Consider the following 14654-nt stretch of genomic DNA (forward strand, 5'->3'; position numbering starts at 1 on the left):
GCTGGGCTGCTAAGCCCAGCATTACAATGATCGGTTTCATGATGGATATTTTGGGGATTAAGAATTAACCCAGCAAAAGCTGGGCTTAGCAGCCCAGCCTAGGTTTATTTGGTTTTGTTAACAAATGTACAGGGTGGGACAAGCCTCAGGACGTTGTAAGTATCAGTAATGTTGATGGTATCTTGGATTTGGCCCGCCATTTTCTACTACAATATAGTCTCGCGGTGGTGTCCATCGATGGGCATTTTTCCATCTTGAATAATGATTATGGTGGTGGTGACGATAGAATTTGAACCGTGGATAATCATCATGTGAATGATAGTAAGCAAAAGCAGTAGCGGAAAATAAGGTCGCTGCACCTAATACGCCGCACAGCAATAATTTCTTAATCATCTGATTCCCCTCTTATTGTTATCTGCTCTTAGTTTAAAGAAAGAATGTAACAGGGGTATAACAAGATTCTTTGCGATTGTAACAAAGTTGTTACAAAAGATGATGTATTGCTTGCATACAGTAGAACCCGAATGCCATCCCTTGCTATGCTCGGGATGACGGAAGACCAAACATCTAGAGCAACCTTAGGGCGCTATTGAGCGTTGTGCTTCAATATCATCTACCTTATCGTTTAAATCGATTTCCTCATTGGGCACCTCAGGGATAACGCAGTTCGCTATTCCTTTCGATAACAAATAGGCAGCACAGGGACTAAAGCAAGTCAGAACGCAGATTGTGGCGGGAATTGTAGCAAGGAATGTAATTGTTGCTGAAGAGGAGGCACCGCTTGCACGCAAAATGTAATAAACGCTAAGATGTACGCCACTGCCTAAGGCTGCCATAGTCAGACCAACGCATTTTCTATAGCAAGTGTCTTTATCAAGCCGAGAAGCACAATAGCCAACATCCTCTTTCCTGCGTTTTACATTGGATTTATAAATTTCTTCATGCTCTTTAACCAACTTCTGCACGGGCGGATTAATATATTGATCCTCTATTTCTGGAGGTAATTTTTTATTTTGGTACAAAGTAAAAAAAAGATTGGGGTTTGTTTTATTGATTGCCTGTGCGGTCAAGGTGAGTAATTTAGGAATTTGTCTGGTTTGTGTTGGTATTTTTTCTGACATATTTTTTTCTGGCATTTATCGACCCTTTTTTATTTAAGAAAATCGCATTATATAACAATAAGTTAATGTGTCATTAGCGTTTGTATGTATTTCTATTATCTTCGCCAAACCGTCCTGATTGTTGGCGTTTCGCTGTTTACATATTCCCGTCCCAAGTGTAACGAGAGATCTCTTAATGATGGTAAGTTGATCTGAAAATTTGGCCATTTTGACTCGAGTTCGCAATAGGGAAACAGACATTATTTTGTGTAAAATTTTAAAAAGAAATTTTAATAAAAGGATGATGGTTATATCATGGGATTCGGATAAAGTTTTGAGGATAAAAATGAGACGTTTTTTTCTAGGAATGCTCTATATGGTACAAGGGATTCATCATCTTGTTACTCCTGGATTGAAGCGTTTTATTCTATTGCCTTTAGCCATTAATTTTATAATGTTTGCTGGCTTGTTTTATCTTATCGATTACTATTTACTACCTTATGCATATCACTACCTTGATAAATTACCTTCCTGGCTAGGTTTTCTCAGCAGTGTCCTTTTCGTCTTTTTTATATTGAGCTTTATCTTAATGTTTTTGTCACTTTTTACTGTATTTTTCAATCTCATTGCTGCTCCTTTTAATGGCTTATTGGCCGAAAAAACTCAAAATTTACTTTTTGGCAGTACAATTCCATCTTTGCCCTTTTATGAAATGGTACTACGGAGTCTAAAACGTCAAGCTGAGTTTCTTGGCTATTTTTTGCCTCGTTTTTTAGTTATGGGTATTTTATTTTTTGTGCCTTTTCTCCAACCGATTTATCCTATCTTATGGTTTATTTTTAATGCTTGGATACTTAGTATTCAATACCAAGATTTTGCTATGGATAATAATCTTATTCGCTTCAAAGAAATGCGTAAGAAAGTTGCTAGTAATAAAATGCTGTCACTTGGATTTGGTTTTTCTATAAGTTTGGCCAGTTTGATACCTATTCTAAATATATTGGTTATGCCTGCGGCTGTTATAGCAAGCACTATGCTGTTCTGTAAATTGAATCAAGATTTGCTTCAACCGAGCTTAAAACATATCGATTTAAAGACAATACATTAAAGTATCTGTAGCCTTGGTGAAACAAAGTGAAGCCCGGGTTTTCAGTTAGACCTGCACCCGGGCTATAAGAGTAAAGAATTAATATGCTTGAACCACAATTTTTCCTACCGCCTTTCCTGACTCCAATAATGAATGAGCCTTTTCAATGTTCTCGAAATAAAAAAGGTGTGGGTCAATAAGTGGTTTTAAATGCTCCTCATCGACTAAGCGTGCGATTTCTTTTAAAATTTTGCCATGCCGTGCACGTTGTTGGTTATGCAATAAAGGCAATAACATAAAAACAGCGTGTAAACTCGCTGATTTGGCATGTAAGGGGGTAATATCATGATTGGACGTTGCCTGGATACTGACGACATTGCCATAGGCAGCAACAGCAGCTAATGATTTTTCAAGATTTTCCCCGCCAATCGTGTCAAATACCACATCAAACCCCACGTCTTTAGTCCATCGATAAACATAATCTTGAACTGACTCATGCCGGTAATTAATTGTCTCTTTGGCGCCCAGTGATTTTGCTATGTCCCCTTTATCTGAAGACGATACGGTAGCATATACTTCGGCCCCAGCCCATTTTGCCAACTGAATTGCAATATGCCCGACTCCACCTGTTCCTGCATGAATTAATACTTTTTGCCCTGGCTTAATTTTAACTTTTTCAAATAATGCTTCCCAAGCAGTGATTGAAACGAGGGGTAATGCAGCAGCCTCCACCATACTCAGCTCTTTGGGTTTTTTTGCAATGAGTTGCGCATCAGCCAGCATAAATTCAGCTAAAGCACCGCTTTCATTGAGAAAGCCACCCGCACATCCATAAACTTCGTCGCCAACAGCAAATTCAACAACATCATCACCTACTTCTTCAATAATGCCTGCTACATCACTGTGCAAAATTGCTGGAAATGGGGGCGAAATATGGGCGTATTTTCCAGATCGAACTTTACAGTCAACAGGATTTACGCTAGTTGCTACAACTCGAATGAGTACATAGCCGGGTTTAACTTGAGGTTTGGGAAGTTCAATCGTTTTAAAGACTGAAGAATCACCAAAAGATGATATCACTTGTGCTTTCATGGCGTCCTCCTAACTGAAAGGCAGAAGATATTTATTAAAAATTCTGAAGAGGGTAAAGTTACCTTCATACATATAAAGTAACATATTAAAAAAATCACAGAATAATTGCTACAGCTGATGATTAAGTCTTTGCGTAAAATATTAATGCGGAAGAACAGATTGGAACTTTTTAGAGCTAAATCTACACTTATAGTATTCATAGAACATCGAGTTTAGGACTAATGAATTTAAAAAAGGATAAATCAACATGTGGCAGACAAGACTAACCGAACAAATTGGTTTAAAATTTCCGCTTATTCAAGCACCTATGGCTGGTGGTCCCACCACCCCGGAATTGGTGGCGGCAGTCTGTAATGCCGGTGGTCTTGGCTCATTGGGCGCTGGATATATGAATCCTCCTGAAATACGAGAAGCCCTAAGAAAAATTCGTGAGTTAACGAATAAACCTTTTGCAGTTAATCTGTTTATTCCCGGGAACCACCATGCCACGCGCGCGCAAATTGAAAAATCATGTAATGATATTGCACAATCCTGCACGGAATTAAATATAGAAATTGAGCCACTTACCGGACCTTACGCCCCATCTTTTGAGGAACAAATAAATGTCCTCATTGAAGAAAAAATTCCTGTGTTTAGTTATGTATTTGGTTTGTTGGATTCTAAGTGGATATCTCAATTTAAAAAAAATGATACCTTTCTAATTGGCACCGCGACAACTTTAACTGAAGCATGGATACTTGCAGAAAGTGGTATTGATGCACTTGTTGCCCAAGGAAGTGAAGCAGGGGGGCATAGAGGAACTTTTATTGGTAATGATGAAGATGGGTTGATTGGTTTGTTTAGTCTTGTGCCCCAATTAAGGGATCAAATAAAAATCCCTATTATTGCAGCAGGAGGAATTATGGATGGCAGAGGCGTTGTTGCTGCCCTTGATTTGGGTGCTGAGGGGATCCAAATGGGAACTGCATTTCTTAGTTGTTTGGAAGCGGGGATTCCTGATAGCTATCAACACACTTTACTGGCTCAGAAGCAAGATAATACGGTACTTACACGTGCTTTTTCTGGGAAACTAGCACGAGGAATACGCAATCAGTTTACTGAACGAATGGATAGAAGGAAAAACAATATTCTGGACTATCCAATTCAAAATGCGTTAACAAGTATGATGAGAAAAAAAGCAAAAGAAAAAAACAATAGTGATTTTATGTCTATGTGGGCAGGGCAATCGGCTCAATTATGTAGAAATATACATGCCGGTGAGTTGATAAGCGCTTTGGTACGTGAAGCAGAAGCGTTGAATTCAAGATCCTAATTTTTCAGTGAGATAGTCGTAAAATGAAGGTAGTGCTGCTTCCATGGTGGGCTGATAGGGGCCAGTTTGATTTTCACCTTGCTCATAAAGCGCTTTTCTTCCTTGCTGAATTTTAATGCATATCTCTTCATCTTCACGTGCTGTTTCTAAGTAAGCTGCTTGTGCAGCGGCGCATAAGGCTGGATTAGATGACCAAATATCCTTGGGATGAAAAAACTCTACGCTGTTGAGGCATTGATTAATGCCTACAGGTGAAATCGTACTAATGATTAACATAAATGGAAAATATTCAATCATAATATTGGGGTAATAAGCGAACCAAGCGGCGCCATACTTAGGCAAATCACCATGTGTCTGGGCCAATAACTCATCTTGATATGCCTTAAAATTATCAGATCCAGATTTTGATAGATCAGGTTGTATGCCTACATACTGGACGGAGTGCCTGTCATTGATTGTCCAACCAAGCTGCCGTACATCGACTAATCGCCTTAAACCGTTATGAACAAAAGGGATATGATAATCATCCAGATATACTTCCATGAATATTTTCCAGTTAAAGGAATAGTATTCATGTTTTGCTTGAGCGAATACGTAATCAGAAAAATCAAATAGGACGCTTGCTGGAGCATCTAAAGCATTCGCTTCTATTTTATTGTTTCCTCTAAATAAAAGTCCATTCCATTCACTCAACTGATCTTTTTTTAAGTTGAAGCATGGCGTGAGTTCAAATTGTGGCGCATGGATCAATTCACCTTGGGTATTGTAGGACCAACTGTGAATTGGACAACGAATTCTTTTTACATTTCCTGAGTCGGATAAGATAATAGCTTGCCTATGCCGGCAAATGTTGGAGAGTACACTGACCCCCTCTTCGTGATGGATCAGCATTTCTTTATCATGACTACGTTTCAAAACATAATAATCATTTAAGTTAGGCACCATGAGCTTATGTCCGACATATTCAGGGCTTTGTTTAAAAATATGTTCTTTTTCAAGTTGATAAATCGATGGATCAAAATACCAATGAACCGGAATGGGATGATATCGATTCATAATAGAATAGCTCCTATACCGAACGAGTAAATAGGCTACTTGTTTATTTTCAATATATTATTTATGTGTTTCGTGCATAACCATAAACATCAGCATATTTAGAATTATAGTCTCATCTCAAAGTATTTTTTTATATTAATTCTAAATGATTTCCATAGAGCCTGGGTTAATAAGCCTCTTTTGATAAATCAGCTTAATTTTCATAAAACGAGCAAAAAGGCTTAAGCATTAGAAGAAATAGGCTATAAATATATAAATGGAGCCCGGTTTGGAATCAATTTTTTGGGTAAGCAAAAGAAGGAACGACTATGTTACAACATCATTATCGTTATAATTATTCACCCATTATTGATAGACCTGTCTTTGATTGGCCTAACAAAACGCGTTTGGCATTTTATATCGGTCTTAATCTAGAACATTTTTCTTTTGGTGAAGGTTTGGGAGCTGAGTTAGCGCCTGGGCCAAGACCACAACCTGATATTTTAAATTACAGCTGGCGTGATTATGGCAACCGTGTGGGTGTGTGGTATTTACTTGAGTTATTTAATCAACTTAATTTACCTACGGCATTACTGGTGAATACATCAATATATGATTACTGCCCGCAAGTCGTTACCGCTTTTCGTCAACGCAATGATGAGGTAGTTGCGCATGGTCATTCTAACTCCATTCGACAAGGCAGCTTAAATAAAGAAGATGAAAAAATAATGATTCAAGAAGTTACAAAGAAAATCAAACAAGAAGAAGGAAAGCTTCCTCAAGGTTGGTTAGGTCCATGGATCTCAGAAAGTCTGGCTACGCCTGATCTTTTGCATGCTGCAGGCTATGAATATGTACTCGATTGGGCGCATGATGATCAACCCACTTGGCTTAAAACAGAAAGCGGGAAAATTTTATCGATTCCTTATTCACAAGAAATCGATGATATCCCAGCGATTGTCCCTAATCGAATGAGCGCCTCAGTGTTCGCCGATATGATGATAGACCACTTTGATGAAATGCTCGAACAATCTAAGTTAAGGCCGTTAGTTTTTGGGGTTGCCCTCCATCCTTATATTATTGGTCAACCTTTTCGCTTAAAGCATCTACGACGCGCGTTAACCTATATTGCAAAGCATCGTGATCAAATCTGGATAACTCATCCTGGAGCAATTGCTGAACACTATAAAAGTCTTTTTCCCTAAAATGATATAGGACAATTTGTAAAAACTCTTATAATTGTTCAATTATTCCACTGTAATCAATGTCGATAATTCGCGTAGTGCAATAAAGAAAATAGTGTAATCGATGCTGGAGCTGCTCAGGAGCATTTCCATTAACTTTTCCCAACGCTGCTGGATAAAACTGTTTTTTGCGAACCAATAGGCAATCAGTTTATCAGACTCCAATTTTTTTTGATCATTCATTAAAATGACTATAGTTAAGCGGCGTTGTAAGTTGTCCAGTTCATCACGTAAAGATAGCCGTGCCAAACTGTTCCAATGTCCTTCTCGAGAGTCGTTACCAATTTGATCACGGAACCAAACCAAACTAAAAGTACTGCCTACTTTAAAGTAAACTTCTGCTGTTCTTCCTAGGTCAAATTTATTTTGTGTCGCCACTTCTACTACATTTAACACGGTATACATAGCGCGAGTTGCGGCAATTTTTTTTGCGGCTTTTTCGGATAAACCGATTCCTACAAACTGTGTGACTATCTTATCAAGGTATTCTTTAGTCACACCCGCCATGAGATCAGGAATTGATTTTTCAAGTTTGCTTATCGATTGACTGTAATGGGCAATGTTCTTCGCAATGTCACCTTCCAGACGTCGATGATGTAAAAACCAACGTGTTGCTAAGTTCATTAGTTGTCTGACGTGATGCAACAACTCATATTGAGTTTGTACGGTTACTTTATAGTTCAGCGAGTCAATTAGTTGATGTAAATCATCTATTTGATAAGCCTTTGCTGCAATAGTATAGGCACGAGCAATATCGGCCACTGGCTGTCCGGTTTCGATTTGCATACGATACATGAAGGTGATGCCCATACTATTAACGATTTGATTACTAAGCTGTGTTGCGATGATTTCCCGTCGTAATCGGTGTGCCTGCATTGCATTGGCATAAGACTTTATGAGTAATGAAGGAAATCCGGTATCGAGTATGGTTGCAAAATAGGGATCATCGGGTAAATCCGATTTTAATAACTCTCCAGTGATATAAATTTTTGTATAAGCCATAATAATAGACAATTCGGGGCGCGTCAGTCCCTGGCTTGCTGCTTGACGTTCTAAAAGATGCTTATCATCAGGAAGAAACTCAACACTTCTATCTAAATCGGCTACTGTTTCCAGTTCCTTAATATACGTTTGATATAAACCGCTATAGCTTAGGGAATTCATGGCAGAAAAGCCTAAAACTAACGCTTGATTGTAATTATCTTGTAACACCAGCTGCGCAACTTCCTCGGTCATTTTGGTCAGCAATTGATTGCGTTTTTTCTCAGTAAGTGTTCCTTGATTTATTTCCTTGTTGAGCAGAATTTTGATATTTACTTCATGGTCAGAGCAATTTACACCTGCTGAGTTGTCGATTGAATCAGTATTAATCAGACCACCTTCTAAGGCATATTCTATTCTTCCAAGTTGCGTAAATCCGAGATTGCCACCTTCACCAACTATTTTGCAACGCAATTCATTGCCGTTAATACGGCAAAATTCATTGGTTTTGTCGCCAACATCTGCATGCGATTCAGTTGATGCTTTAACATAAGTGCCAATTCCGCCATTAAATAACAAATCTACGGGGGCTTTTAAGATTGCTCGAATCAATTCGTTTGGAGTTAATGAATTGTCGGTAATTGCCAGTATTTTTTTTACTTCTGGGGTGATGGCAATGGATTTACTTGCGCGTTTGTAAATGCCGCCACCTTTGGAAATGAGTTGAGGGTTAAAATCCTCCCATGATGAGGTGGGTAAATTAAATAAGCGCTGACGTTCTTCAAAGGATTTACGCCCGTCAGGATTAGGATCAAGAAATATGTGACGATGATCAAATGCTGCGAGCAAAAGACCGTGGGGGGTATAGGTTAGGCCATTACCAAATACATCCCCGCTCATATCGCCAACACCAACGACTGTAAAATCTTGTTGCTCGATATTGATATCCAATTCGCGGAAATGACGTTTAATTGATTCCCATGCACCACGCGCAGTAATACCCATTTTTTTATGATCATAGCCCGCAGATCCTCCAGAGGCAAAAGCATCTCCAAGCCAGAACTTGAATTCTTTAGAAATCGCATTCGCAATATCAGAAAAGGTTGCTGTTCCTTTATCAGCTGCTACAACAAGATAAGGATCGGCATCGTCGTAACACACGGTTTTCGGGGGAGAAATAACACGGTCGTTTTCAAAATTATCTGTAAGATCAAGTAACCCTCTGATAAATGATTGATAACAATGGGTTACTTCTTGTTTTATTTGCTCACGATCAAGCAGGTTGAGTGATTTTTTTAAAATAAAACCACCTTTAGCTCCAGAAGGTACAATCACTGAGTTTTTTACTTTTTGCGCTTTCATAAGGCCAAGAATTTCCGTACGGAAATCTTCTGGGCGATCAGACCAGCGAATACCGCCACGTGCTACCTTGGCGCTACGTAAATGGATGCCTTCAAACTGTGTTGAATAAACAAAAATTTCGTACAGGGGTTGTCCTGGAGGTAAATCAGGCACTTTGGTTGTATGAAGCTTAAGTGATAAATATTTTTTGGGCTCACCATGGGAATCTAATTGAAAATAATTGGTGCGCAGTGTCGCTTTAATTAAAGACCAGAAATAGCGGATGATATGATCTTCGTCCAGACTGGTAATGGCATCGATATCAGCTTGAATTTCAAGCGCCAAATCCGCCATTTTATTTTTGCTGGCGGTATTTTGTTTTAGACCAAATTTTAAATAGAACAGCTGAATTAGTTTTTTGGCAATCACCGCATAGGCTGCGATCGTTTTTTCTATATACTGTTGGCTAAAGCGAAAGCCAATTTGTTGCATGTACTTAGCATAAGCTCGAATGATGGTTATTTCGCGCCAGGATAATCCTGCCCCTAAAACCAGCTTATTAAAGCCGTCATTTTCACAATCCCCAACATGTATTTTGATTAAAGCTTCATTAAAAATGTCTTTTACCTGGTCCAAAGTGAATAAATTGGAATGAGCATAGGACACATTAAAATCACCAATCCAAATAAATTGATTGGGATCGATAGCGATGCGATACGGTCTCTCGGTATAAGTTCTTAATCCCATGTTTTCAATCATAGGTAAGATGTCCGATAAGGGAATGGAACTCCCGTATCGATACAGCGTAATATGTAATGGATGTTCCCCACGAGGAGATTCGTAAAAAACAATCGCTAATGGATTGTCTGGCGATAGTTTGTCAATTTGTACGAGATCAGCTATTGCCTCCTCAACAGTATGTTGCTCACAATAGCTCATTGACAATGCAGGGAGATATTTTTTGGCTAATTGTTTCCCTTTTTTCGTACCCAACTGCTTGATTAGTGCTTGATCTAACTGATCTTTCCATGAGTTTTCCATTTTTAAATCTCACAAAGGTGCAGTGTTATTATTCAATAAGTATAGGTCATGAAATGGGTTGCAGATAATGGAGGCCTTTCGAAGCGCTACTGCGGCGGCATCTTTGTAAGAAAGAATATGGATTAGCTGCTTTCTCGAAAAGTGAAAAATTTGTGTCCCAGAAAACTTGTAAACATAGGGGAGGTTAACCCCAATAGATGCGCTATTACTCGAGTGTGTGATTGCACATCGAGTGCAGGTAAAACATAATAAGCAAGCAGTAAACTGAAAAACCAAGTTTGCAGCATCCCTACCAAGTTGACTAAAATAAAAAAAATAATGGAACGGGTGAGCGTTTGTTTGCTGTTCTTAAATACAAATAATTTTCCAAGAGTAAAAGCGGCAATCATCCCAGTAACATAGGCTAAAATAATGGATGTTGAAAAACTGAATGAATAGTTATAGATAATTCTGCTAAAGAAATTTATTATTAATGATATTAATCCTACCATTAAAAAACCAATAAACTGTTTTGACCTAAAATGATGAATCACAGGTTATCTCACTTCAATTTATAAATAAGTCAGGCTTTATTTAAAACCATGCCAAATTTTTTTCCCTATCCAATAAACAACCAAGAAGATACAAATCCATATTAAAATTAAGGGTAAGAAATACACGAAAAATGTAATTAAACCATAGGTAAAATGACGCAACTCATCGACTAAAGAATGGTAGGCATCAATAAATGTAGCAGAAATGTTCCATTGTTTTTGTTGTTCGGTTTGAATGATTGGATTCATGCTTAAATTAATATTGATTAATGAATAAGCTACTGATTCTTTGTAATATTTTATCTGTCCTTGAAGGACATCGATTTGTCCTTGTATCTCGTTTAATTGTTTGAATACGTTAAGAACATCCGTTGTTTTTGTTGCGCTGGCCATAATTTTTGATAATTGTTCTTTGGCGGTTTGTAAGTTACTTAGTTGACTTTGTAAATCGACAAATTGTTGTGTAATGTCTTCGCCAGTTACCGATTCTTGTACAACGTGTGTTGCAAGTGATTTCAAGGTACTTAATGCATTATTCAAGCCCTGAGCAGGTACTCTGATACTGATATTTGCAGTAGTATTCCCCGCAATATTGTTATCTTGATATAGATTGGAATTGACTACGTATCCTCCAGAACTCTCTGCCAAATGAGTGATTTTTTCCATTGCCGAATTAATGTCATCGACTTGCAAAGCAATATCCGCATTGCGAATAATCATACCTCGCATCACATGTTCTGGAGCTTGGTTTGTATTGGACTGGTCTTGATTACGCATCATGGCTATGGGACCGCTCGCGTAATTAGGATTTCCAACTCCTGCTGGTACGGGTAGAGGACTTCCCCCTCCATACATTGTTGTTCCAGTTGTAGTAAACCATTCGGAGATAAAAAATAATATTGCGAGTGTGCCAATAAAAGCTAAAAAATAAAGGATGATTTTCTTCATTATTATTCTGCGCAACACAATAGATCATGTTAAAGTGTGGCAAAAATTTCTTGAATTGTAAAATAATAGGTCTAATGGTTTAAATTATGCAACTTGACGTTTTTTTTATGTCAACATAGGGTCTGTTTACATTTAGGCTCAAACTTGCTCAATATAAACAGACCCTATGGCTTTGATGTCACATTATTATTGGCGTTTATCACAAAAAGCGACACATACTTTATGTTCTATGACTTCACCGCCACAGGCAGAATAACATGCTCTATAGGTCGACTCACATCGACAAGAATGGTTGCAGCTACTGCTTCGATCAAAATCAGTTACTGATTTATCGATAGGTAAACCCATTCTTCTTCGCTCTTCTTTATATTGTTTGTATTCAAATAAAGCATTTTGTTGGGCTCTCATACGACAATGGTCATTGTCTACCCTACAACTTTGTTCGCAATCATTTCTGCCTTGAATACACTGGGCAGTACACATTTTTGCAACATCTGATTTAGGCGGAACAAAATTGTATTCGGTATTATAAATAGGACCACAGGCGCTTAGCATGCTCGCTAGAACCATAATTGAAAAAATAAAAAACTTTTTTAGCATATGATCCTCTTTTATGAGTTATAGGGATGCAATTGTTCTGGAATTTTGGCCGTGATACGGTCCAGAGCAGACCGGGGTAGTTTAGTAACGCTTAGTTGAAAAATCAAGCATGAAACTCGCCGCTATGCTACAAATTAAAAACGTATTACCCCGGCGTTTAAAAGTTGATTATTCTCATGCGGCCGATTTGGTTTCGTTGTTCTTAAAAAAATTCATAATTTTAAATTCATTAAATTGTATAAAAAAGACCTTGGCAGTCTACACAAGATATTACTCTTACATCGAATTTCTCGTTAATAAAGCAACAATTGCCTTATAAAATGATCATATTGGCTAATGTTTGTGACATTGTGTGGCTTTAACAACAAAACCGGAGCCGAATCAATAAAGGTTATGATTTAAAAATAATCTGCATGCTTAATATTTAGTTAAGATGTTTTATGTAAAATTAGCCCAAGTTATGTATGTTAAGTTAGGAGATGAAACGATGTTGGCTAGAACGCTTATGTATTCAAGAACTTCTTCTCGGGTAGCTAATAGACATATTGCTCTAGGTGGCAATACACATATTGTGCGTTTCTATTCTCAACACAATTGGGGCAAGTACAATGAAGGTTCTTGTGATATTGAGTCAGTTCTTGAGTCCGGGAAAGAATCATTTCCAGAGGTGTTTCGAGATGCTTCTGTCGAATTTACTGCATTAAAAAATTCAGTGCAAAGAACAGATGAATTGTCATTGAAGGTAAAAGGTTTTGGGCGTTACAAAGGTCAACATGGTGAATCTGTTGGTGATTTAATGTTGTTTGAAACGTTTCGTCGCTCCTTACAAATCACTGGCGCTTTAATTCCTTTATTGTTAAAAACTCCTCCTCAAAATAATGATTTTGGGGCATTCGTCCGTAGTTTTCACACACAGCATGTTTTGCCAGTGCTTCCAGAAATATGCATGTTATCTCAACGACAGAAATATTTGAGTTGGGTATATGATGCTTTTAAGGATCCAAGTAAACAGGAGCATCATCAAGTCCATAAGCATTTTAAGAGATTTAAAGCAGAGCTTTTAAAACGAAAAGAAAAGGGAATAATAGATGGATCTGATTCTATGTTAAGCGAGTTAGCGATGACGCACATAGCAGATAAATTACTTAGAAGTGAAGTCGATGAGCGAATGTATACTCTTACAGAGCGTATAATCGAGAGACTTCTTAAACAGTCTCAATATGAAGCATTACCATTAGTTTCAGCAATGGATGCGAATACGTTTGTTGGTGTTCAAGAAAAAGCCCCTAAAAGTTATCCTGACCGTTTCACTGTATTGATGGCAGGGGGACCTGGCAGTGGTAAATCTATTACAACAGAGAGTTTTGCGTTGCAATTGCAACAGCAAACAGGATATGCATTAGATGAGCTTGCGCTTCTTACCGTTGATAGAAAAAGAACAATTTTTTATGAGGATGAATGTGTGAAGGGAGCTCATAAAAAACACATTGGTACATTGACGCATGCAGAAGCAGTAGTGACTTACAATATGAGCGGTGATTTTCTGACACGTCGAATGGATCAACATAAGCGCGTTCCTAATGTATTCAAAGAGATGTGTAATATATGGCCTAAATGGCTGGATATCGGTTTAGAAAAGGATGGGACTTATCTAATAACTGTCTCGACAAGAAAACCTGAGAAAGCGGTTGATGGGGTAATCCAAAGGGGTATTTCTAATAATGATTTTATTACTCCCCCTAAGTATGTATTGGATTCTTATCGTAGTGTGAGTGAACGGTTTCCATCAGTTATTCAAGAAAATCAATCTAAAAAGGTAATTATTAGTGTGGTAAATAATGAGTTGGCGATTGAGAAAAAATTCAGTAAAGGGAAAGAGCAAGAGTCAGGGCAGCCAGAAGATAATAAGCCAGCGGTAGTAGTAGATTGTGAAACCAATACAATTTATGTTGTCAATCTTTTGCAATATGTAGACTTCATTAATCAAAGCCAACTCAATAGCAATGCGACATCTGAAGAGGAGCTTTTTAAGGGGGCAGATATTTCGATTGCCACGAGTATGGCAAGAGTCATTGATCCAAGTAAATTTGGATCGGCTAAAATTGCATTTGTGCGACAAGGAATTACGTCAACTTCAATTAATAATCTTGAGGAAAATATCGTCGCCACGGTTCAAGACGGTGTGCTTGATGTTCAAGCTGAAGCTGATTTTGAGGAATTAAAATCTGCTGCTCCCGAGCATTTTGAGGCATTAGATAGTTTGGTATTGCAAAATCGGCTGAACTTATCATGACAATAAGAGCAGGATTACTGGCAAGAATTCTGCTCTTTTTGCATCAA

At 38.0% G+C, this 14654-nt stretch carries 12 protein-coding genes; 4 read left to right on the top strand and 8 right to left on the bottom strand.

Annotation, left to right across the window (positions count from 1 at the left end; translation table 11 throughout):
• Positions 1 to 162: 162 nt before the first annotated feature.
• Both BGO44_RS05325 and BGO44_RS05330 read right to left on the bottom strand, forming a co-directional pair.
• Positions 163 to 393 carry a hypothetical protein gene (locus tag BGO44_RS05325; protein WP_083504005.1) on the bottom strand — a complete coding sequence of 77 codons (231 nt, stop codon included), beginning with the start codon at positions 391 to 393 and terminating at the stop codon, positions 163 to 165.
• A 185-nt stretch (positions 394 to 578) separates the two neighbouring features.
• Positions 579 to 1136 carry a hypothetical protein gene (locus tag BGO44_RS05330; RefSeq protein ID WP_273198652.1) on the bottom strand — a complete coding sequence of 186 codons (558 nt, stop codon included), beginning with the start codon at positions 1134 to 1136 and terminating at the stop codon, positions 579 to 581.
• A gap of 310 nt (positions 1137 to 1446) precedes the next feature.
• Between BGO44_RS05330 and cysZ the strand changes: the two genes are divergently transcribed.
• Entirely contained in the window at positions 1447 to 2208 is a 762-nt protein-coding gene (cysZ, locus tag BGO44_RS05335) for a sulfate transporter CysZ (RefSeq protein WP_058512099.1), read from the top strand.
• A gap of 78 nt (positions 2209 to 2286) precedes the next feature.
• On the opposite strand, the gene BGO44_RS05340 is transcribed toward cysZ, so the two are convergent.
• Complete coding sequence (locus tag BGO44_RS05340) at positions 2287 to 3279, bottom strand: zinc-dependent alcohol dehydrogenase family protein (RefSeq protein WP_058512100.1); 993 nt, start codon at positions 3277 to 3279, stop codon at positions 2287 to 2289.
• 247 nt (positions 3280 to 3526) lie between these two features.
• Here BGO44_RS05340 and BGO44_RS05345 point away from each other — a divergent pair, with 247 nt between their 5' ends.
• Positions 3527 to 4591: an NAD(P)H-dependent flavin oxidoreductase gene (locus BGO44_RS05345; RefSeq protein WP_273198651.1), complete on the top strand. Its 1065-nt coding sequence runs from the start codon at positions 3527 to 3529 to the stop codon at positions 4589 to 4591.
• On the opposite strand, the gene BGO44_RS05350 is transcribed toward BGO44_RS05345, so the two are convergent.
• The gene (locus BGO44_RS05350) at positions 4580 to 5647 is read right to left on the bottom strand and encodes an aromatic ring-hydroxylating oxygenase subunit alpha (protein WP_273198649.1); all 1068 of its coding nucleotides are present in this window, start codon (positions 5645 to 5647) and stop codon (positions 4580 to 4582) included. The genes BGO44_RS05345 and BGO44_RS05350 overlap by 12 nt on opposite strands.
• A gap of 308 nt (positions 5648 to 5955) precedes the next feature.
• Here BGO44_RS05350 and BGO44_RS05355 point away from each other — a divergent pair, with 308 nt between their 5' ends.
• On the top strand, positions 5956 to 6831 hold the full coding sequence (locus BGO44_RS05355) for a polysaccharide deacetylase family protein (RefSeq protein ID WP_273198647.1): 876 nt from the start codon (positions 5956 to 5958) through the stop codon (positions 6829 to 6831).
• Between the two features lie 42 nt (positions 6832 to 6873).
• Here BGO44_RS05355 and BGO44_RS05360 read toward each other — a convergent pair whose 3' ends face one another.
• The 4 genes from BGO44_RS05360 to BGO44_RS05375 form a co-directional block, all read right to left on the bottom strand.
• Entirely contained in the window at positions 6874 to 10233 is a 3360-nt protein-coding gene (locus BGO44_RS05360; protein WP_273198645.1) for an NAD-glutamate dehydrogenase, read from the bottom strand.
• 122 nt (positions 10234 to 10355) lie between these two features.
• Complete coding sequence (locus BGO44_RS05365) at positions 10356 to 10724, bottom strand: GtrA family protein (RefSeq protein ID WP_273198643.1); 369 nt, start codon at positions 10722 to 10724, stop codon at positions 10356 to 10358.
• Positions 10725 to 10802: 78 nt separating this feature from the next.
• Positions 10803 to 11714 (bottom strand): DUF4349 domain-containing protein, encoded by a 912-nt coding sequence (locus BGO44_RS05370; RefSeq protein ID WP_273198642.1) that lies wholly within the window; start codon positions 11712 to 11714, stop codon positions 10803 to 10805.
• 186 nt (positions 11715 to 11900) lie between these two features.
• Entirely contained in the window at positions 11901 to 12314 is a 414-nt protein-coding gene (locus tag BGO44_RS05375; protein ID WP_058512107.1) for an Aq_678 family protein, read from the bottom strand.
• 487 nt (positions 12315 to 12801) lie between these two features.
• On the opposite strand from BGO44_RS05375, the gene BGO44_RS05380 reads away from it, so the two are divergent.
• Positions 12802 to 14607: a hypothetical protein gene (locus tag BGO44_RS05380; RefSeq protein WP_273198641.1), complete on the top strand. Its 1806-nt coding sequence runs from the start codon at positions 12802 to 12804 to the stop codon at positions 14605 to 14607.
• The last annotated feature ends 47 nt before the right edge of the window (positions 14608 to 14654 follow it).

The organism is Legionella sp. 39-23 (assembly GCF_001897665.1).
Taxonomy (GTDB): Bacteria; Pseudomonadota; Gammaproteobacteria; order Legionellales; family Legionellaceae; genus Legionella; species Legionella steelei.